The 20541-nt window shown below is 36.8% G+C and carries 17 protein-coding genes; 5 read left to right on the top strand and 12 right to left on the bottom strand.

Annotated elements, in window-relative coordinates:
* The first annotated feature begins 445 nt into the window (after window positions 1-445).
* The gene (locus tag C4F50_RS14515) at window positions 446-2269 is read left to right on the top strand and encodes a glycoside hydrolase family 2 protein (protein WP_194139374.1); all 1824 of its coding nucleotides are present in this window, start codon (window positions 446-448) and stop codon (window positions 2267-2269) included.
* A gap of 1204 nt (window positions 2270-3473) precedes the next feature.
* On the top strand, window positions 3474-4037 hold the full coding sequence (locus C4F50_RS14510; RefSeq protein ID WP_194139373.1) for a DUF2911 domain-containing protein: 564 nt from the start codon (window positions 3474-3476) through the stop codon (window positions 4035-4037).
* A 235-nt stretch (window positions 4038-4272) separates the two neighbouring features.
* Here the strand turns inward: C4F50_RS14510 and C4F50_RS14505 are convergent, their stop codons facing one another.
* From C4F50_RS14505 to C4F50_RS14495, 3 genes are read right to left on the bottom strand one after another with little or no spacing between them, the layout of a single operon-like run.
* A complete protein-coding gene (locus C4F50_RS14505; protein ID WP_194139372.1) occupies window positions 4273-6477 on the bottom strand; it encodes a xanthine dehydrogenase family protein molybdopterin-binding subunit in 2205 nt (734 codons plus the stop codon).
* 8 nt (window positions 6478-6485) lie between these two features.
* Window positions 6486-7466, bottom strand: coding sequence for an FAD binding domain-containing protein (locus tag C4F50_RS14500; RefSeq protein WP_194139371.1), 981 nt, complete (start codon window positions 7464-7466; stop codon window positions 6486-6488).
* The gene (locus C4F50_RS14495; protein ID WP_194139370.1) at window positions 7463-8101 is read right to left on the bottom strand and encodes a 2Fe-2S iron-sulfur cluster-binding protein; all 639 of its coding nucleotides are present in this window, start codon (window positions 8099-8101) and stop codon (window positions 7463-7465) included. The genes C4F50_RS14500 and C4F50_RS14495 overlap by 4 nt, the downstream gene beginning before the upstream one ends.
* Before the next feature lie 228 nt (window positions 8102-8329).
* Here C4F50_RS14495 and C4F50_RS14490 point away from each other — a divergent pair, with 228 nt between their 5' ends.
* Window positions 8330-9469: a cysteine desulfurase family protein gene (locus C4F50_RS14490; RefSeq protein WP_194139369.1), complete on the top strand. Its 1140-nt coding sequence runs from the start codon at window positions 8330-8332 to the stop codon at window positions 9467-9469.
* Window positions 9470-9610: 141 nt separating this feature from the next.
* On the opposite strand, the gene C4F50_RS14485 is transcribed toward C4F50_RS14490, so the two are convergent.
* From C4F50_RS14485 to C4F50_RS14475, 3 genes are read right to left on the bottom strand one after another with little or no spacing between them, the layout of a single operon-like run.
* A complete protein-coding gene (locus tag C4F50_RS14485; RefSeq protein WP_194139368.1) occupies window positions 9611-10213 on the bottom strand; it encodes a nucleotidyltransferase family protein in 603 nt (200 codons plus the stop codon).
* Window positions 10206-11324, bottom strand: coding sequence for an XdhC family protein (locus tag C4F50_RS14480; RefSeq protein WP_194139367.1), 1119 nt, complete (start codon window positions 11322-11324; stop codon window positions 10206-10208). The genes C4F50_RS14485 and C4F50_RS14480 overlap by 8 nt, the downstream gene beginning before the upstream one ends.
* Window positions 11325-11359: 35 nt before the next feature.
* Entirely contained in the window at window positions 11360-12136 is a 777-nt protein-coding gene (locus C4F50_RS14475) for a response regulator transcription factor (protein ID WP_194139366.1), read from the bottom strand.
* Between the two features lie 101 nt (window positions 12137-12237).
* Here C4F50_RS14475 and C4F50_RS14470 point away from each other — a divergent pair, with 101 nt between their 5' ends.
* Window positions 12238-12984, top strand: coding sequence for a DUF1349 domain-containing protein (locus C4F50_RS14470; protein ID WP_194139365.1), 747 nt, complete (start codon window positions 12238-12240; stop codon window positions 12982-12984).
* A 340-nt stretch (window positions 12985-13324) separates the two neighbouring features.
* Complete coding sequence (locus C4F50_RS14465) at window positions 13325-13657, top strand: YegP family protein (protein ID WP_194139364.1); 333 nt, start codon at window positions 13325-13327, stop codon at window positions 13655-13657.
* Between the two features lie 55 nt (window positions 13658-13712).
* Here the strand turns inward: C4F50_RS14465 and C4F50_RS14460 are convergent, their stop codons facing one another.
* From C4F50_RS14460 to C4F50_RS14435, 6 genes are all read right to left on the bottom strand, one after another.
* Complete coding sequence (locus tag C4F50_RS14460; RefSeq protein WP_194139363.1) at window positions 13713-14207, bottom strand: hypothetical protein; 495 nt, start codon at window positions 14205-14207, stop codon at window positions 13713-13715.
* A 41-nt stretch (window positions 14208-14248) separates the two neighbouring features.
* Entirely contained in the window at window positions 14249-14836 is a 588-nt protein-coding gene (locus C4F50_RS14455; RefSeq protein WP_194139362.1) for a LutC/YkgG family protein, read from the bottom strand.
* The gene (locus tag C4F50_RS14450) at window positions 14826-16229 is read right to left on the bottom strand and encodes a lactate utilization protein B (RefSeq protein ID WP_194139361.1); all 1404 of its coding nucleotides are present in this window, start codon (window positions 16227-16229) and stop codon (window positions 14826-14828) included. Before C4F50_RS14450 ends, C4F50_RS14455 begins: the two co-directional genes overlap by 11 nt.
* 173 nt (window positions 16230-16402) lie before the next feature.
* Window positions 16403-17143, bottom strand: a complete 741-nt coding sequence (locus C4F50_RS14445) for a (Fe-S)-binding protein (protein ID WP_194139360.1) — start codon at window positions 17141-17143, stop codon at window positions 16403-16405.
* Window positions 17144-17237: 94 nt separating this feature from the next.
* On the bottom strand, window positions 17238-18599 hold the full coding sequence (locus C4F50_RS14440) for an FGGY-family carbohydrate kinase (RefSeq protein ID WP_194139359.1): 1362 nt from the start codon (window positions 18597-18599) through the stop codon (window positions 17238-17240).
* Between the two features lie 403 nt (window positions 18600-19002).
* A complete protein-coding gene (locus tag C4F50_RS14435) occupies window positions 19003-20277 on the bottom strand; it encodes a sugar isomerase (RefSeq protein ID WP_194139358.1) in 1275 nt (424 codons plus the stop codon).
* Window positions 20278-20541 lie beyond the last annotated feature (264 nt).

Below are 20541 nucleotides of genomic sequence, written 5' to 3'. Positions count from 1 at the left end.
GAAGTAAAAAACGTAAAGTTCGCAGAGCTTTTTTAAAGTTTGCGGACTTTGCGTAAACCTTAGCGGTCTTTGCGACTAAAAACACTACTATTTTAACCGCAAAGAGCGCGAAGTAAAAAACGTAAAGTTCGCAGAGCTTTTTAAACTTTGCCAACTTTGCGTAAACCTTAGCGGTCTTTGCAGTTAAAAAAACATTACTATTTTAACCGTAAAGAGCGCGAAGTAGAAAACGCAAAGTTCGCAGAGCTTTTTAAACTTTGCGGACTTTGCGTAAACCTTAGCGGTCTTTGCGACTAAAAAACATTACTATTTTAACCCCAAAGAGCACGAAGTAAAAAACTAAAGTTCGCAGAGCTTTTTAAACTTTGCGAACTTTGCGTAAACCTTAGCGGTCTTTGCGGTTAAAAAACACTCCTATTTTACAACAAATACAAAAAACAAAATAATGAAAAAACTAATAACCACATTACTCCTAGGCTTTTCCATTTTCGGACAGGCACAAAATATCAATCTAATCTCAAACGTTCCAAACCGAAATACCACTTCGTTAAACGGTATTTGGAATTACATTGTGGACCCTTATGAAACGGGGTATTACAGTTTTCATCATGATGTGTATGACCAGCAGAAAAAACCATCCAATGCAGCTTATTTTAATAATTACCATGCGGTGAATAAACAGGAATTGGTGGAATATGATTTTGATAAATCACCGAAAATTACCATTCCAGGGGATTGGACTTCTCAGGTTCCGGAACTGAAATATTATGAGGGAAATGTATGGTTCAAGAAATCTTTTGATTACAATCTCAAAGATAAAAAACGTCTTTTTGTTTATATCGGAGCGGTCAATTATAAGGCTGATGTGTATTTGAACGGGAAAAAACTCGGAACTCATGAAGGCGGTTTTACTCCGTTCAATTACGAAGTGACTTCGATCGTAAAACCAAAAGATAATTATTTGGTTTTAAAAGTTGATAATACACGCCATAAAGAAGATGTACCGACTCTTAATACCGATTGGTGGAATTACGGCGGTATAACGCGAGACGTGACGCTGATTGAAGAAGAAGCTTCTTTTGTGGAAGATTATACGATTCAGCTGAAAAAAAATAATGCAGCGGTAATTTCGGGTTTCATCAAAATCAATAATTTTAATCCGGCACAAAATCAGGTTTCGATTGCTATTCCGGAATTAAAAATCAATTACAAAGGAAAAATTGGTGCCGACGGGATTTTGAATTTTGAAATTCCGGCGAAAAAAATCTCCTATTGGTCGCCAGAAAATCCAAAATTATATGAGGTTTCGATCGATTTTAACGGACAAAAACTAAACGATAAAATTGGGTTTAGAACTATTGAAACCCAAGGTGATAAAATTGTATTAAACGGAAAACCAATCTTTTTACGCGGTATCTCGATTCATGAAGAAAATGCAAAAGGCGGCCGTGCGAATTCTGTTGAAGATGCTTTGCGTCTGTTAAACTGGGCAAAAGAATTGGGCTGTAATTATGTTCGTCTGGCGCATTATCCGCATAACGAAAACATTATTCGAGAAGCCGACAAGATGGGATTGATGGTTTGGGAAGAAATTCCGGTTTATTGGACAATCGAATTTACGCGAAAAGAAACGTATCAAAATGCCCAAGATCAATTGACTGCCGCAATTACGAGGGATAAAAACAGGGCTTGCATTATAATTTGGTCAATGGCAAATGAAACTCCAATTTCTGATGCTCGAAATGCTTTCATCAAAAAATTAGTAGATCATACAAAATCTCTGGACAGCACCCGATTAATCAGTGCTGCTTTACTAACACAAAGCGATTCTGAAGGTTTTGGAACTATTAACGATGCTATTGGCGATTATTTGGATATTATATCTTTTAATCAATATTTAGGCTGGTACGGAGGTAAACTTGAAGATGCGGAAAAAATTCTCTGGAAAACGAAATACAATAAACCAGTCATTGTTTCGGAATTTGGAGGTGATGCAAAAGCGGGTTTTCACGGAGAAAAAAACGAACGCTGGACAGAGGAATATCAGGAATATTTATACATCCAGAATTTAAAAATGATTGAAAAAATTCCGCACCTAAGTGGTTTAAGCCCTTGGATTTTAGTTGATTTCAGATCGCCGAGAAGATTGCTGCCAGGTATTCAGGACGAGTACAACCGTAAAGGTCTAGTATCAAATCAAGGCGAAAAGAAAAAAGCATTTTTTATTATGCAGGATTGGTACGCAAAAAAGAAAAAAGAACAAAATTGATGATTGTACCAACGTTCCAACGAAACGACACGGTTTTACCGACGAGATGTTCCAATGGAACATTTTTAAATCGATAAATATTTCAATTGTGTAACCGATGGAATGTTTCGATGGAATATATTTAAATCATTATAAACATTTCGATTGTGTACCGATCAAATGTTCCGATGGAACATATTTTTTTTGGAATCGTTAAGTTCTACCGACGAGATGTTCCGATGGAACATTTTTAAATCGATAAATATTTCAATTGTGCAACCGATCAAATATTCTGATGTAATATATTTTTTTTGGAAATCGTTAAATTATACCGACGAGATGTTCCGATGGAACATTTTTAAATCGATAAATATTTCAATTGTGTAACCTATCAAATATTCCGATGGAACATATTTTTTTGGAAATCGTTAAATTATACCGACGAGATATTCCGATGGAACATTTTTAAATCGATCTAAATTTCTCGATTGTGCAACCGATGGAATGTTTCGATGGAATATATTTAAATCATTATAAACATTTCGATTGTGTACCGATCAAATGTTCCGATGGAACATATTTTTTTTGGAATCGTCATATTCTACCGACGAGATGTTCCGATGGAACATTTTTTAAATCGATGTAAATATCTCGATTGTTCAACCGATGGAATGTTTCGATGGAATATATTTAAATCATTATAAACATTTCGATTGTGTACCGATCAAATGTTCCGATGGAACATATTCTTTTTGGAATCGTTATATTCTACCGACGAGATGTTCCGATGGAACATTTTTAAATGGAAAAATATTTCAATTGTGCAGCCGATCAAATATTCCGATGGAACATATCTTTTTGGAATCGTTATATTTTACCGACGAGATGTTCCGATGGAACATATTCGATTGAGCTGCCAACGAAATATCCTGATGGAATATATAATGTTCCGACGGAACCTATTTTTTTTAGAAACCGTTATTAAGATGTTCCGTCGGAACATTTCATCGGTAGAAAAAAAAATGTGTTTCAGGAAAAATGTTCCGTAGGAACATCTGATTTGTAATTTAACAATAGCTATTAAAGTTGATTAGTCGCCTAGAAATGTCTGAAATTTGGTTTTCTTTATCTGTTATCAATTCATTAACAAAAAACAAACTCGGAATTATATGATTTTTCTTCATTATTAACTTACTTTGTGGTAAAACTAAAAAATTGTAATCCTATGAAAAAATTATGTTTATTGGCAGTTGTTCTATTTACTGCTGTTACGGTTCAAGCGCAAGATGTGGTAAAATTTGCTCCACTAGATGCTAGTCCAGTTGATATTTCTTATTTCCCAAATAAAGCCGTGAAGTTTAAGAAAACTGATACTCCAAATCCGGTTATCAAAGTTACTTACGCAAGACCTTCTGTAAAGGGAAGAACTATTTTTGGCGATATTGTAAAATTCGGTGAAGTTTGGAGAGTGGGTGCTAATGAGAATACGGAAATAAAATTCTATAAAGACGTAACAATCAACGGTAAAAAAGTTCCTGCAGGATATTACAGTTTGTTTGCTATTCCAGAAAAAGATAAATGGACCATCATTATCAATAAAGAATTGGATTTATGGGGTGGTTACGCCTATGACGAAAAGAAAGATGTTGTAAGAGTTTCTGTTCCTGTTAAAAACGTTTCTGATGTTATCGAAGCTTTATCTATTGCTTTTACAACTAAAGATTCTGTAGCTAATCTTGTTATTGGATGGGATAAAACTACGGTTGAATTGCCAATTACGGTTAAATAAGTTTTAATGATATATGCCGAGAAGGCTCAAAGTCGTAAAGTTTTAAAAAACTTTGCGACTTTTTTTTTATTTAATCACAAAGAACAGATTTACGCAAGATCTCAAAGCTTAATCACGCAATCTTGTCATTTCGATCCCGAAGCCTCGGGATCGAAATGACAAAAATGAAGTTACTTCACAAAAAAATCCCTTTAATATCTTATTTTCAAAGGGATTATTGTAATTGTTTTTATGCCTAAACCTTAGCGGTTTCTATAATTTTATCCAACGTAATTGGTAAATCACGAACTCGTTTTCCGGTGGCGTTAAAGACCGCATTTGCGATTGCGGGCGCCATTCCTACCAAAGCAGTTTCACCCAACCCTTTTGTTCCCATTGGGTTGCTGATGGGGTCTTTTTTATTAACGAAAAACACTTCCTGTTTCTCAATATCTGCATTTACAGGAACATGATAATCGGCAAAATTATTATTAATCGGACGTCCAAAACGATGATCGATTTCTAACACTTCCATCAATCCCATTCCGATACCGCCGACAGCGCCGCCGAACATTTGCCCTGCTGATGTTTTTTGGCTGATTACGGTTCCAATATCCGCACAAGAAACCACATGTGCCAGTCTTATTTTACCCAATTTCGGATTCACTAAAACTTTAACAAAGTGCACTGAATACGAGTAAATCGAATATTTTTTGGCTTCTTCGTCTGCTTTTGATTGATTTTCTACTTCTAATTCCTGAAGTTTATTGGCTTCAAATAGCGAAACCAGAGAAATTCTTTTTGCAGTGTCTTTATTAGAAATTACATTTCCATCAACAAAAGACACATCAGCTGCTTTAGAATTTTTGAATACTGGATTTAACAATGCTAAATCAATTACTTTTTTTACTAATAGTTGACAAGAATCATTAACTGCAGATCCTACAGAAGAAGTGGTTGCTGATCCTCCTTGTGTAGGCCCTTTCGGAAGACCGCTTTTTCCCATTTCAATAATGACATTATCAGATGATACTCCAGTAACCTCAGCACCAATTGCGGTCATCATAGTTGCCGTTCCCGGTCCCATATCGTTTACACTGCATTGCAGTACTAAATTTCCATTAGCCAAAAGTTTTGCTTTTACCGAAGTCGGGCTTCTGTAACATCCAAAAGTTCCCGTTCCCATTCCGTAACCTACCAGCCATTCGCCTTCACGAACGGCACCCGGTTCGTTTTTACGGTTTTCCCAGCCAATTCGTTCCATACCTCCTTCATAACATTCTAAGAGATATTTACTGCTCCACGGTTTGTTTTGTTCCTGATCTTTTTCGGCATAATTTAATTTTCGAAACTCAATCGGATCCATGTTTAATTTATATGCCAATTCATCCATTGCACTTTCCAAAGCAAAAGAACCCGTTGCTTCTCCAGGACCTCGCATCCAGATTGGCGTACAAATATCAATAGGTACAATACGATATCTTGTCGTAACATTTTCGCAGTTGTACAAAAAGCGCGACATGTTTACGGTACCTTCCATAAAATCTTCATATGAAGAAGTCTGAGCCACTGCTTCATGTGTCAAGCCCACAATTTTACCTTCTTTAGTAGCTCCCAAACCAATTTTTTGAATGGTATACGGTCGATATCCCACATTGGTAAACATCTGCTCTCTATGCAAAACCAATTTTACCGGTTTTCCCAGCTTTTTAGAACCTATAAGCGCTGCAATTTCATAAGGCCAAGTATGAAGTCCCATTCCGAAAGCACCTCCTAAATATTCAGAATTTACCGAAACATCTTCTGGTGCAATTCCGAAAACCTTTCCAATACTTCTGCGAGTTCCCTCCACACCTTGACTTTTGGTATAAAGCGTTGGTTTATTGCCGTCCCATTTTGCAATTATATTAGCCAATTCCATTGGATTGTGCACTTCGGTCGGGATTGTATAATCTTCTTCTAAAACAATCGCTGCATTTTTGTAACCGTCTACAACACCACGATGGTAATCATCCCCTTTTTTGGTATCTACTTTTCGCTCTTTATCTTTTGCTTTATTTAAATCCGTTTGGTGTTCTTCTTTGATATATTCCGCTTTTATTAAACTTGCGGCATATTGCATGCGCTCAAAAGTATCGGCGATTACCAATGCGATCGGCTGGTCATAATAGACAATGCTGTCGTCTTTAAAAATCTGCAGAGGCTGTCCGAAATTATGCGGATCTTTAGCATCTTTATATCCAGCCGGTTTATCAACATTTAAATGGGTAATCACACTTAATACTCCCGGTGCCCATTCTGCTTTTTTGGTATCAATGCTTTTGATTCTGCCTTTTGCAATAGTACTTCCAACAAGGCATGCGTAAACCACTCCAGCAGTTTTGTATTCAGCCGAATAGGTAGCTGCTCCTGTAACCTTTGCAAATCCGTCAACTCTATTTATATTACTTGTTTTGCTCATAATTCAAATTATTTAGACGCTGCAATGGTTAATGCTTCTGCAATTGCATTTTTACCTAAAGTCAACTTAAAGTTATTATCTCCATACCCTACAGCTTCTTTCATCGCTAAGTCTGCAGCTTGTTTAAATACCGTTTCAGAAACCTCTTTGCCTTTTAGAAACTTTTCTGCTTCTGTTAATCGCCACGGTTTGTGTGCTACGCCGCCCATTGCCAGTCGAACATCGTTTATTTTTTTTCCTTTTAAATCTAAAGCTGCTGCAACAGAAACCAGAGCGAAAGCGTAACTGGTACGGTCGCGGATTTTTAAATAATGACTATTTTTTGCAAAGTTATTTTCAGGAATTTCTACTGAAGTAATGAGTTCTTTAGGATCTAAAACAGTATCTTTTTCAGGCGTATTTCCTGGAAGACGGTGAAAATCTTTGAAATCAATTTTTCTGCTGCCTTTTGGGCCTTCTACTGTAACAACAGCATCCAGCGCGGCCAATGCAACACACATATCGCTTGGGTGAACTGCAATACAACTTTCTGAGGCACCAAAAACAGCGCTCATTCTGTTGGAACCTCCAATCGCACCACAACCGCTTTTAGGAACTCTTTTGTTGCACGGCATGTCTGTATTGTAAAAATAAGAACAGCGCGTTCTCTGCAGCATGTTTCCTCCCACAGTAGCCATATTACGAATCTGCTGTGAAGCTCCTGCGGCCAAAGCCAAAGATAACAACGGAAAATGCTCTTTTATCTCTTTATCTGAAGCAACATCTGAGTTTTTTGCTAAAGCTCCTATAACCGTTTTTCCTTTCAGAAATTCAATTTTCTTTAAATCAAGTCCGTTGATATCGACCAATTTATCTGGAGCCGTGATATTTTTTTTCATCAAATCGACCAGATTGGTACCGCCGGCAATAAATTTTGCATCGGCTTCTTTACTCAAACTAGTTACCGCCGAGTTTGCAGATAATGCCTTTATTATTTGAAAGTTTTTCATATCAATTTCCCTCCTTCCTTAACCTCAATAATGGCATCAACAATATTATGATATGCCCCGCAGCGGCAGATATTACCGCTCATGTATTCACTTATTTCTTCTCTGCTGTTGGCATGGCCTTCTTTTATACACGCAATTCCAGACATGATCTGTCCGGGAGTGCAGTAACCGCATTGAAAACCGTCATTTTTAATAAAAGCTTCCTGCATTGGGTGCAGTTTTTTTCCTGAAGAAAGTCCTTCAATCGTTACCACTTTTGCATTTTGCTGCATGGAGGCTAAAGAAAGACAGGATAAAATTCTGATTCCGTCTACGTGAACCGTACAGGCACCGCATTGACCGTGGTCGCAGCCTTTTTTGGTTCCGGTAAGCTGTAGTTGTTCTCTAAGCAAATCGAGCAGCGTAGTTCTTGGCTCGATATTGAGATTGTGTTTTGCGCCATTTACTTCGATAGAAAGCGGCACTGTTTCTAAATATTCTGCTATTTTTTCATCCCATTTATTCTCAGAAGCCATCACCAATGAAGGCGGTGCCAAAGCGAGAGCGGTAAAAAGTCCAGATTTCTTTATAAAGTCACGACGGGAATTTGCATCTTCCGGTGTTACTTTATTCTCGTTTGTTTTTTTAGAAGCCATTCAGTCTATTTGTTAAATTAGCCAATTCACTTTTGTCATTCTAACAAAATTAACGATCTTAAATAACAAAAAATTATAAAATTCAAACATAACAGTTATTTAGAATGATTACAATTTTGCTTTTTTTAAACACAAATAACCCGATAGTATATCTTTTTAAGCAGATTTATGTAATTGATATTTCAATAGTATTTAAAATTGTATTTTTACCATATTAAGTTTCGTTTTATGCCAAATCAGCCCATTATTTATCTTGATAATAACGCCACAACTCGTGTTGACGAAGGTGTTGTAGAAGCCATGCTGCCCTACTTTACAGATTTATATGCAAATTCTTCCAGCAGTCATTTAGCCGGATTAACAATAAATGAAGCTGTTGAAAAAGCAGCCTGGCAGACAGCCAATTTGATTAATGCCGATTCGGATGAAATTACTTTTACTTCTGGCGCAACAGAAGCAATTAATTTAGCGATTAAAGGTTTAGCGAATGCAGCACGCAAACATATTGTAACCGTCGCTACAGAGCATAAAGCGGTTCTGGAGACCTGCCGTTTTATGGAAACTATTGGTTTTAACGTTACTTATCTTCCTACTGCTGCTGACGGGCTTTTAGATCTTAATCTTTTAAATGAAACAATTACAGCTAAAACATTGGTTTTCATTATGATGTTTTCTAATAATGAAACTGGTGTGCTTCAAAACATAAATGCCATTTCCTCATTATTAAAAAGCAAAGAGGTATTGTTTTTATGTGACGCAACTCAGACTGTGGGTAAAATACCAATTGATGTTAAGGCGTTGGGAATCGATCTTTTAGCATTGTCGGCGCACAAATTCCACGGACCAAAAGGAATTGGCGCATTGTATCTTTCGGCGAAAGCCAAAATAAAATTAGAACCGCAAATTCTGGGAGGAAATCAGCAGCGAAAATTACGCAGCGGTACTCTAAATGTTCCTGGAATAATTGGTTTAGGAAAATGCTGTGAAATTACTGTAACGGAACTGGATAAAAATCTGAATAGAGTAAAACTATTAAGAGACCAATTGGAAAAAGGATTACTTCAGTTTGAAGGGGCTTTTGTAAACGGCAGTCTCGAAAATCGAATTTACAATACTTCTAATATTTGTTTTCCCGGTGTTCATTCGCAGCAACTCATTATGGCTTTGGGAAATATTGCGGTTTCTAATGGCGCTTCTTGTTCGGCTGTGACTTCTACACCTTCTCATGTTTTAAAAGCAATGGGCTTGTCTGACGAAGAAGCATTGAGTTCAATACGTTTCAGTTTGAGTAAATACACGACTTTGGAGGAAATAGAAGAAACAATTGAGCGCGTTTTGGCTTTGTGTACAAAGTTACGCGGTGTTTAAAGAAATAACAAAAACTGCATCAAAACTTTGAAATCTGAAACTTTGCAACTTTGAACCTTCGTAATTTTGAACCTTTGTCGCTTTGAACCTTTGAACCTTTGTAACTCTGAACCTTTGAACCTTTGCAACTCAGCCCCTCTCCTAAGAAATCAACTTATTATAATCTTCTTCTGTATCGATATCGATGCTTCCTTTTTCGAAAGGAACGGAAACAAGATCATCCGAATACTTTTTGAGGAGTTTTTTAGCTCCTTCTTTTCCTTTTAAACCCAAAAGTTCGGTGAAATATTTTCGGTGAAATAAAACCGGGGTTCCTAAAATATCTGAATAAGCAGAGGCTATAATTCCTGAATTCGTTTTTTGAAATTCCGCAATCAATCTTTCAAAAATTGAAGTTGTTATAAATGGCTGATCACAGACCGCAAAAATACATTGCTCACAGTCTGGATCTAATTCTAATAATTTCGACAAACCTTTTACAATTGAACTTGCCATTCCGGATTCCCATTCAGAATTTAAAATCTTTGTAATTTCGGCGTCAGGAATTTCATTTTCAATCAATTCGTGATGCGATCCAAGCACTGCAACTACAATTGAATTGGCTGTTTTAGAGGCTTCTAAAATACTATTTTCTAACAGCGATTTCTCTCTAAATTTTAAAAGCTGTTTCGGCTGTCCCAGCCTTGAGGAATTTCCGGCTGCAAGAATAACTATTCCGACAGTATTTTTTTCAGAATTAAACATGAATTGTCGTGCTGTGAATTTTTCCCTGCTTGTGTTTTAAAGACGTTCCTTTAGTTCCAGACAGCACCGCTTTAATTTCGGCAACAATAGACAAAGCGATTTCTTCACCCGTCTCTGCCCCTAAATCCAATCCAATAGGGCCGTAAATTCTACTTAACTGCTCTTCTGTCACAACAATTCCGTTTTGCTGTAAATCCTGGAGCATTCGTTCTAATTTGGTTTTAGGCCCCAGAACTCCAATGTAAGGACAATCTTTTTCTAAAAGCTGTTTTAAAACCTGCAAATCGTATTGATAATTATGCGTCATCAAAACAAAATACGTCTGCGAATCGATTACCGTGTTTGCTAAAAAAGTTTCCGGTTTAGAAACCAAAACATTTTTGGCCTCTGGAAAACGTTTTGCAACGGCGTGTGTGCTCCTGCCGTCAATAACCGAAACTTCCCATCCTAAAATCGAAGTCATTGTAACCAAAGGCTGTACATCGTTTCCTGCGCCGGCTATAATAAGCGAAACAGGAGGATTTATATATTCGATTAAAGCTTCTGATCCATTTTCGGCATCGATAGTCTTGATGACAGTGCTTTTCTCTTTAAGCACTATTGCAACATCAGAAACTAATTCTAATGCGATTTTGTCAGGATGCAGAACTTGATTATCCCGATAGAATAAAACAGTTCCCAATTGAACTGCATATTTTTTTAGTGAAAACACAGATACCATTACAGCGGGTTTTCTTTCCTTTTCAAGCTGCTTTAAAAGTTCGATCGGATTATAAGCGGTTTCATCATCAATATATTCAAACAGAATATGAACAATGCCGTTGCATCCAAGCTGGAGTCCGATCTCAGCATCGTCTTCGTTGCTGGTGTTGTATGTAATGAGTTTATTCTCTTTTTGATGAATCGCAAGCAATGCTTTTTTTAGGGCATCTCCTTCTAAACAGCCGCCGCTTATCGCTCCGGTGAGCTGTCCCTCTTCTGTAACCAGCATACGGGCGCCCGGCTGCCTGTACGATGAGCCTTCGACTTTTACAACAGTTGCCAAGGCGCATTTTTTTCCCTCTTTTACTGCTTCTTTATATGCTTTTATGATGTCGCTGCTTTCTTTCATACTAATGATCTCTTAACAAAAATAAGGTAATTCTTTTAAAGTGAAATAATTCCCATTACCAAAGCAGTCTTAACAGCTTCGGCGGTATTAGTCACTTTCATTTTTTCAATTATATTTTGTCTATGTCTTCGGACAGTGTAAACCGAAATGTTCATTTCTGAAGCTATTTGTTCACTTTTATATCCTTTAGAAACATTCTGCAATACTTCAATCTCTCTTTTAGAAAGAATGGATGCTGCATTTTTATTGTATTGGGCCGCCTCTACCACTTCTCCCGTTTGAATATTAAAAATCCTGCCGTCAATACCCTGCCTTGGCTTTAAATCGGTTGACGGTGCATACAGACACAAGGCCAGCGAGATGCTCCCGTTACTAAAGGTTTTAAGGTATGTGGTGCGATGGTTAATGTAACGGCACTTTTCAATTTCTTTTTGAAGACGAATTCGGCTGAAGGTGCTGTACTGACTGTATTTTTCGTGTGGAATGTTTTTAAGGAACTGATAAAAATTAAGCTCGAGTATATGGCGTTCTACCAAATCATCTGCATTTAAATGAGCAAAAATACAATCTTCGAATGCCGAATCGATTACCATTTTTTTGTCTGACAAACCAAAAACAGAACCAAAACTTCCGGCAAAAATATAGCTTTTATCTGCTTGGTAATCGGATAAAACAGCTACACATTGTTCTATAGCAACATAATTAGCGACCGATTGCTTAAAAGATTCAATTTCGTTAGATTCTCCAATGTCGAAATTCTGTTTTAGAAAGGTTACGGTTAATTCGTTTTCTAGGGAAAGATTTGATGACATTGGAAACAAGAATTGGTTAATTTTACGTATTGCCCATTTTAAAAGGCCATGGTATTTTTGAAAAACTAAAAATATTACTTCTATTTTTAAAAACCCTATTTATGAAAACAAATTTATATACTGTCAGCATTTTTTTATGTTTGATCTTTTCTGCCTGCAATAAAAACAAAGAGACCGCTGCTGTCGATACTTCTGAAAAAGGAGTAAAAGACACTGCGGTGGTCAACGGGCAGCCTTGCGACATAAAGCTGGCTGGGATCCATTTTACAAAAGCGGTTAACGGCGCTGATACCCTGATTATTAAGGAAGCGAATGAAAAAATCATTTTTAAGGCGGGTGAAAAATCAGATTATTTTTCTGATCCCGACGGAAAGCTCTCTAATACTACTGCACCAATGCTTTTGTCGCAGGTAGACAATACAAAGCCGTTTACGCTTACCGCAAAAGTTACGCCTCAGTTTACAGCGAAAGGACTTTATAATGCGGGTGTTTTATACGTTTATGTGAATGATGGCTTCTACCAAAAATTTTGTTTTGAACAAGATGAAAGAGGCAATCACCGAATGGTTACGGTTCGTACTTTAGGAACTTCTGATGATAACAATCATGATGTTGTAAAAGAACCTTCTGTATACATGAAAATCTCTTCTGACACGAAAACTGTGGCAAGCTACTATTCTACTGATAAAAAGAACTGGCAGATGGTGAGATTGTATAAAAACAATTATCCTGCCCAAATCTGGATGGGAATTAGTACGCAATGCCCTGTTGACAAAGGAACTCAGAGTATTTTTGAAGAAATTAAATTAGAGGATAAAAGCGTGTCCGATTTCCGTTTAGGAGTTTAAATATTTTAGATTTTAGATTTTAGATTGTAGATTTTAGATTGTAGATTTTAGATTGTAGATTGTAGAATGTAGAGTGTAGATTGTAGATTGTAGATTGTAGATTGTAGATTGTAGATTGTAGATTGTAGATTGTAGATTGTAGATTGTAGATTTTAGATTTTAGATATTAGATTGTAGATTTTAGATTTTCAAGCGCGCTGCGTTACAAAACACAAGAGAGGGTGTCGCATTTTTTATTAATTACTTAATCATTTTTTTAAATCGACCGCTATTTTGTAAGACTAAGTTTTGTATTTTTATCAATAGCAAAATAATTAATACACCTTAAAATTTAAACTGCATGGGAAAATTTGTAATTACTACTAGAGCCAACGGAGAGTTTCAATTCAATTTAAAAGCTGGTAACGGCCAGACTATTTTAACAAGCGAAGGCTATAGTACAAAAGCAGCTTGTAATAATGGTATCGAATCGGTTAAAAAAAATGCAGCAGACGATGATCGTTACGATAGATTAGAGTCTAAAAGCGGGAAACCTTATTTCAATTTAAAAGCTGGAAACGGACAAATAATTGGTTCCAGCGAAATGTACGAAAGTACAGCAGCTAGAGAAAACGGAATCGAATCGGTTAAAAAGAATGCTCCAGATGCCGAAACTGATGATCAAACAGCATAAATAAATTATCCTATAAAAATAAAAACGAGGCTTATAAGGCCTCGTTTTATTTTTATCATTCTTTTCTTTTATCTAATTCTTTTACGATTTTCTCCATTACTTTTTTCTGAGTAAGATAGAAATAATCATGTTTATTAAAGTCAAACTTTTCTTTTCCTGCCTTTAATTTCTTAAGTACTTCGGGCTTACCTTGCGGGAAATTTATTATGGCTAATGGCGAATAGCCATTGGGTACCATATCAACTTCATAACTTCTGTTGTAGGATACATATTCTAAAATTGCCGAAACGCTTAGAAAATTTTCGACACCATTGTGTGGAAAAATAACATCGAATTCAGTACCTGTTAAAATATCCGTACCGTGAGAACAACATTCAACTATAATCTGATTTTCGGTTAATTTTAAGTCATTAAAACGATGCTCTGGATTTATACTATAATACTGTTTCATTCTTGCTTCGTCAGCAAGAGAGGACAGTATCAAAATAGGAAACAAACCTTTTGAAATTATTTCTGGTATTTGATGTTCAAGATCTGAAAATACTGCCATAATTTATTATAATCTACAAAATGTAGTTTTCTAGTTTATTTTTAATCCACTAAAAAAACAACCAAACCTCTCGCTCCATGCGCTCCGAGAACCAAAGACTGCTCAATATCGGCCGTTTTAGAAGGTCCCGCAATAAAAGTTCCGAAACCATAATCTTGGTTTCCGATTTTTTCATACGCTTGGTGCATTGTTGGGATAATGGTATTCTTATCTACAATAATGGATAAATATTGCGCTATAAAAGGTGCAGCTCGCTGTCCTAAAATTTCATCGGTTACCCAGATGGCGCTGTTTTCAGCTACTCCAAAATGGCCTTTTATAATCGTTAATTCAACATCTTGCAACGAATGCGGATCATCATTTTCCCAATCTAAACTTGCGATCTCCGAAAGTTCTGGAATTGTCGTGATTATTCGTTTTTCTAAAGCATAATTGTTTTTAATGTACGCTTTGACTTCTTCGATACCAGAAACCTCTACAAAATCTCCTCCAATACTTTTTAGAGTGGTTTTGTACTTTTCTAAAACATCAAACTGATCAGAACCCAAAACACTCAAATCCGGAAGTTCTGAAACAAACTCTGGTTTATTCTGCTTTATTTTATTTAAAATTGCTGCTTTACTGCTCATTGTCTTTTGCTTTAGATGCTCTCGAATTTTTCTTGTACCATTCTCTAAAAGATTCCTCTGGAACGGCTGGCATTTCGCGCTGATCGTACCACTTATTCATTTTATTATTGACTAAAGACGGAATATTTTTCATTACAAATCGGCCTGATTTTCCAGCGATATTAAAAACGGTTGGATTGGCCAGAACGGTCGCCATTGTTTTCATTGCGGCTGTTTTGGCTGTTGGCGTATGCCCTTCTTTTACCAAAACCTGACGCCATTTGTACAACTGATCGTGAATGTCGATTTTTACAGGACAAACGTTGGTGCAGGAACCGCAAAGTGTACTTGCAAAAGGCAGATCGGCATTTTTGCTCATGTCTAAGTTTGGTGCCAAAATAGAACCAATTGGTCCCGCAACAGCATTGTGATAACTGTGTCCGCCGCTTCGTCTGTAAACTGGGCAGGTATTCATACACGCGCCGCAGCGAATGCATTTCAGCGAATTTCTAAATTCTGGTCTTCCTAATTGGGTGCTTCTTCCGTTGTCTACAATTACAATATGTATTTCTTTCCCGTCTCTTGGTTTTTTAAAATGGCTCGAGAAAGTCGTAATTGGCTGTCCCGTTGCGCTTCTGGCCAATAATCTAAGGAAAACCCCTAAATGCTTTCTTTGCGGAATGAGTTTCTCAAATCCCATTGAGGCGATGTGAACGTCTGCTAAATGCGCACCCATATCGGCATTTCCTTCGTTGGTACAAACTACAAATTCACCCGTTTCTGCAATGGCAAAATTAACTCCGGTTAAAGCTGCTTTTCTGGTCAAAAAAGTATTTCGTAAGCTGTGACGTGCGGATTCTGTTAAATACTGCGGATTAAAATTTCCTTTTTCAGTACCCAAATGTTCGTGAAACGTCTCGCTTACATCTTCTTTTTTTAAGTGAATGGCCGGTAAAACAATATGACTCGGCGGTTCTTTACGAAGCTGCACAATATATTCTCCTAAATCCGAATCGATTACTTCTATGCCTTTTTCGGCCAGATAATCGTTAAGATGACATTCTTCGGTAAGCATCGATTTGGATTTCACCATCTGTGTTACCTTATGCTTTTCTAAAATCGAATGTACAATTTCGTTATGTTCTTTTCCATCGGCAGCCCAATGTACAATTACACCGTTTTTCAGGGCGTTTTCTTCAAACTGAACTAGATAATCGTGAATATTGGAGAGTACATTATTTTTGATTTTGGATGCTGTTTCACGTATCAATTCCCAATCCGGAATTTGATGCGCAGATCGATCGCGTTTTTCACGAACGAACCATAACGTTTCGTCGTGCCAGTTTACACGCTCCACATCTTTGTTGAACTTTGCTGCGGCTTCGCTGTGCGGTATTATTTTTTCTGATGACATTTTTAATTATTTAAAAGTCAATTTTGAAATCTTTATTATTGGTATGTTCGATTTAACCGCAAAGTTCGCAAGGTTTTTACGCAAGGTTCGCAAAGCTAATTTTTAATCTTAGCGTGCTTTGCGTATTTTTTCTTTGCGAACTTTGCGGTTAAAAAATACACTCAACATTTATTTTAGTTTTCGAGTGAATTTAATATCTCAGCAATATGAATGGTTTTGATGCGGCTGTTTTGTCTTTTTAGAATTCCTTCTAAATGCATTAAGCACGACATGTCTCCACCGGTTATAAAATCGACATCATGGCTTTCGTGATCTTTGATACGGTCTTTTCCCATTTTTACCGATACCGCTTCTTCGGTCACACAAAAAGTTCCTCCAAAACCGCAGCATTCATCCTTCCGCGAAAGCGAAACTAAATCTAATCCTTTGATGTTTTGAAGTAATTGTTGTGGTTTCGAGAAAAAAGGCGCATTTAATTCTGTCATCTGCGAAAGATGTAAACCGCGCTGTCCGTGACAACTTTGGTGCATTCCCACTTTAAAAGGAAAATTTCCGTCGATATGGTCAATTTTTAGAATATCGGTGATAAATTCGGTCAGTTCGTAAACTGTATTTCGAATCGCTGCCGCTTTTTCTTCCTGCTTTTCGTCGTGCAAATGGTCTTTTACATGCAGCACGCAGCTTCCAGAAGGGCAGACGATATAATCGAATCCGGTAAAATTGGCAATAAAATTGGCATCACAGCCTTTGGTTAAATGTGCATAACCGCTGTTTGCCATTGGTTGTCCGCAGCAGGTCTGCCCCATCGGAAACTCAACCTCACAACCTAATTTTTGAAGTAATTCGTAGGTTGCAATGGCAACTTTTGGGTAAAATTGGTCGACATAACAAGGTATAAAAAGTCCAATTTTCATGTTGTTGTATTTAGTGTGTTGTTCATTAGGCGTATACTGTAAAATGTAAAACTTACGTTTCTCAGCAAATTTACAACATACAGACCGTTTTTACCTAATGTTTATAGAATTTCAAGTCAATTAAATCGTTCTGGATTGGTTTTGGATTCCAATTATGATGAATTGCCAGCGCAGCACCCAAAGCACTCGCCTGAGCCATCGATGCGGCGTACACTTCTACATCTGGAAAAGCCTCGGCTAACAAATTCATATAAATTGAATTTTTACTGAAGCCGCCGTCTACAAAAATCTTTTTTACCGGACTGTTGTGAATCACCAAATTGGTCGAAAAATATTGTTGTTCTACCAAATCCAGCATCAATTGATGGTAGGCTGTTTCGTAATCTTTATAATAAGAGAGCTCTCTTTTTTGAAACGGACATTCTTTTAAAATATCAAAATCGTACTTTTTAGGATAAAAAATCTGATAGTTGAGCGAACGTAAGCTGGCCACTATTTTTTTATCAAAATACACTTCTTTGTACGTATCTAGGGCTACATTAAAATGTGCAGCCAATCGTTTGGTCTGTACTTCGTGTTCGTTTCCTGCAAACAAACGCGCGGCTTTTACAGGCTTTTCGGTGTATTGCATATAACACAAACAATCGTTTTGCAGCTCTTCAAAAGTCAATGGTTTATTGTTGAACGGATTGAGCGAAATACTCCAGGTTCCTGTAGACAATAAAACAAAAGGTTCTGTAAAATTGATCGTATACGGAATTATTGCAGAGGAACTGTCGTGAAGTCCAATACCGACAGCCAATCCGTCGTTGTTTTTAATAACGTCTTTACCAAAGTGAATTGGCGGTAATTTTGCTGCAATTCCTTCTTGTTTGAGCCATTTGTGGTATTTCATTTTTTTGAAATTCCATAAATTGGTATGACAGCCAATGCTGGTAATGTCTGCATACGCTTCATTGGTTAAAAGAAAACTTAAAAACTGAGGCAGATGCAGGCAGTAGCTCGTTTTTTCGAATATTTCTGGATTTTGTTCTTTTAATCGGTACAGCTGCATTCCAGAATTAAGGCTTCCCAAAACGGGAGAAGCCGTTTTTACCGCAAACTTTTCTTCTCCTTTATATTTTTCATAAAAGGCCGCTTTTAAATCCTCTGGATAATCCTTTAAATAATTATACAGAGGCGTTAAAACTTTTCCGTTTTTATCTACATACACAAAGCTGGCGCCGTAAGTACTGAAATTAACCGCTTTAAGAACGTACTCTTTTAAGTTTTTAATTTCATCTAAACGCTCTAAAATCCACTTTTGGAGCAATTCAATATCTTCACACGGAAAACCGTCTTCGTCTTTTGTTTCTTCTAAATTGATTGATTTCTCCCAGACAATTTTATAATTTTCATTAAATAAAAAAACCTTTTTGTTGGTCTTACCAATATCAAAAATCGCAACTACATTCATTCTAATTATAAGTTAGGGGTTGTAAGTTAGGGGTTAGGAGTTATGGGTTAAGGGTTAAGGGTTATGGGTTATGGGTTATGCGTTATGGGTTATGCGTTATGCGTTATGCGTTATGTGTTATGGGTTAGAAGTCATTCGTTATGAGTTAAGGGTTATGAGTTAAGGGTTATGGGTTATGGGTTATGGGTTATGGTTATAATTTTTGCCTCTAAATTGTTATTAAACGAAGTCTTTTAACTAATAGCTTCTAACTTCTAACTCTTAAATGCTAAGCCTAACTTCTAACGCCTAACTTCTAACTCCAAACTCTTAACTTCTAACGCATAACTCCTAACTCTTAACTCCTAACTCTTAACTCTTAACGCCTAACGCCTAACTCCTAACTCCTACGGCCTATCTCCTACTACAATCCCGTTGCTACTGTTTTTAAACCTCTTTCGTCGATTAGACTTTCTCTCACCTGAAGCGAACGATATAATGCAACTGGATTTAATGCTGATCCTGAACGTAAACGAGCTTCGGCAACCAAAGCACGAACGTCTGTACGGAAAGCATTTTGAAGAATTTCCTGTGCTTTTACCACATCATTTTCTTCTTGCGACTGCTCCAAAGCTTTTCTGTCTACAGAAAGTGCCTGTGCATACGCAATCATGATTGCTTCAACAGACTGCAATAAATCTTCTAACGGATCTTTGATGTTGTGAGAGGCGTCGATCATCCAGCCTAAATCTTTGGCATGGTTCATTCCTCTGGCATCCATTCCTTCAACCAATTCATTAAAAATTAAGAATAATTGATACGGTTTTAAAGCTCCGGCTGTCAAGTCGTCATCTCCGTATTTTGAATCATTGAAGTGGAAACCTCCCAGTTTGTTTTCCATTAATAAAATAGAAACAATCTGCTCGATATTGGCATTTGGAAGATGATGTCCTAAATCTACTAATGTCTGCGCTTTGTCACCTAACTTTTTAACGTACGAATACGATTGCCCCCAATCAGCCACAGTCGTCGAATAAAAGTTAGGCTCAGCACATTTGTATTCTAAAAATAATTTCCAGTTTGACGGCAGTGCATCGTAGATTTCTTCTAAACTTTCTAATGTATTCTGGTACGCTTTTCTAAAGTTTAACTGCCCTGGAAAATTAGAGCCATCTGCTAACCAAACCGTAAGTGATTCAGAACCTAATTCGATTCCGTGTTTGATTACTTCTATATTGTGAGCAATTGCTTGTTTGCGAACTGCTTTGTTTACATTTTGTAAAGAACCGTATTTATAAGTATGTGCTGCACTAGCCTGATCTTGAAAAGTATTCGAGTTCATGGCATCAAATTTTAATCCGTGCTGTGCGGCAAGTGTTTTGATTTCATTATAATTGGTTGGAATATCCCACGGAATATGAAGTGAGATTGCTCCAGAAGCATTGTTTAATTTGTGCAGCAAACCAACGTCTTCAATTTTTTCTTCTAATGAACGTGGTTCTCCGCCTCCTGCAAAACGTCCGAATCTTGTTCCTCCTGTTCCTAATGCCCAAGATGGAATGGCAATCTGAAAGTCTATTAGTTTTTGAATAATCGCTTCTGTATTATTTATTTCTGATGCAGTAAAAACTAATTTATTCTGATGTTTTTTTAATAAATCTTCGTTGTGAGATTCAATGTGGTTTGATGAGATTAACATAGTAATTTGATATTTTAATAGCGTTTACAAGATATATAATTTTATACTTTTAGTGTATTAATTTAACACAGAGTTCCAAATTTATACACGGATTAGACGGATTCGCTATCGCGAAAACGCTGCTCTACACGGATTTTTTGTTTTCTGATTTTTCGCAGATTTATTGAATTATATACTAATAAAAAATAAAATTAATAATCTGCCTAAATCTGTCTCAATCTGCGTGAAACAAAAAAATCCGTCTTCCCGATAGCGAATCCGTTT

Origin of the sequence: Flavobacterium hungaricum, from assembly GCF_015182285.1 — a bacterium.
GTDB classification, from domain to species: domain Bacteria; phylum Bacteroidota; class Bacteroidia; order Flavobacteriales; family Flavobacteriaceae; genus Flavobacterium; species Flavobacterium hungaricum.
This window is presented reverse-complemented; position numbering and strand designations above follow the sequence as displayed.

What these genes read in the sequence shown, in the direction of transcription:
- C4F50_RS14485 (WP_194139368.1), bottom strand. Translation starts at nt 10,213, where the DNA reads ATGTTTAATTCTGAAAAAAATACTGTCGGAATAGTTATTCTTGCAGCC.
- C4F50_RS14455 (WP_194139362.1), bottom strand. Translation starts at nt 14,836, where the DNA reads ATGAGCAGTAAAGCAGCAATTTTAAATAAAATAAAGCAGAATAAACCA.
- C4F50_RS14475 (WP_194139366.1), bottom strand. Translation starts at nt 12,136, where the DNA reads ATGTCATCAAATCTTTCCCTAGAAAACGAATTAACCGTAACCTTTCTA.
- C4F50_RS14440 (WP_194139359.1), bottom strand. Translation starts at nt 18,599, where the DNA reads ATGAATGTAGTTGCGATTTTTGATATTGGTAAGACCAACAAAAAGGTT.
- C4F50_RS14450 (WP_194139361.1), bottom strand. Translation starts at nt 16,229, where the DNA reads ATGTCATCAGAAAAAATAATACCGCACAGCGAAGCCGCAGCAAAGTTC.
- C4F50_RS14495 (WP_194139370.1), bottom strand. Translation starts at nt 8,101, where the DNA reads ATGGCTTCTAAAAAAACAAACGAGAATAAAGTAACACCGGAAGATGCA.
- C4F50_RS14460 (WP_194139363.1), bottom strand. Translation starts at nt 14,207, where the DNA reads ATGGCAGTATTTTCAGATCTTGAACATCAAATACCAGAAATAATTTCA.
- C4F50_RS14435 (WP_194139358.1), bottom strand. Translation starts at nt 20,277, where the DNA reads ATGTTAATCTCATCAAACCACATTGAATCTCACAACGAAGATTTATTA.
- C4F50_RS14510 (WP_194139373.1), top strand. Translation starts at nt 3,474, where the DNA reads ATGAAAAAATTATGTTTATTGGCAGTTGTTCTATTTACTGCTGTTACG.
- C4F50_RS14490 (WP_194139369.1), top strand. Translation starts at nt 8,330, where the DNA reads ATGCCAAATCAGCCCATTATTTATCTTGATAATAACGCCACAACTCGT.
- C4F50_RS14505 (WP_194139372.1), bottom strand. Translation starts at nt 6,477, where the DNA reads ATGAGCAAAACAAGTAATATAAATAGAGTTGACGGATTTGCAAAGGTT.
- C4F50_RS14500 (WP_194139371.1), bottom strand. Translation starts at nt 7,466, where the DNA reads ATGAAAAACTTTCAAATAATAAAGGCATTATCTGCAAACTCGGCGGTA.
- C4F50_RS14480 (WP_194139367.1), bottom strand. Translation starts at nt 11,324, where the DNA reads ATGAAAGAAAGCAGCGACATCATAAAAGCATATAAAGAAGCAGTAAAA.
- C4F50_RS14445 (WP_194139360.1), bottom strand. Translation starts at nt 17,143, where the DNA reads ATGAAAATTGGACTTTTTATACCTTGTTATGTCGACCAATTTTACCCA.
- C4F50_RS14465 (WP_194139364.1), top strand. Translation starts at nt 13,325, where the DNA reads ATGGGAAAATTTGTAATTACTACTAGAGCCAACGGAGAGTTTCAATTC.
- C4F50_RS14515 (WP_194139374.1), top strand. Translation starts at nt 446, where the DNA reads ATGAAAAAACTAATAACCACATTACTCCTAGGCTTTTCCATTTTCGGA.
- C4F50_RS14470 (WP_194139365.1), top strand. Translation starts at nt 12,238, where the DNA reads ATGAAAACAAATTTATATACTGTCAGCATTTTTTTATGTTTGATCTTT.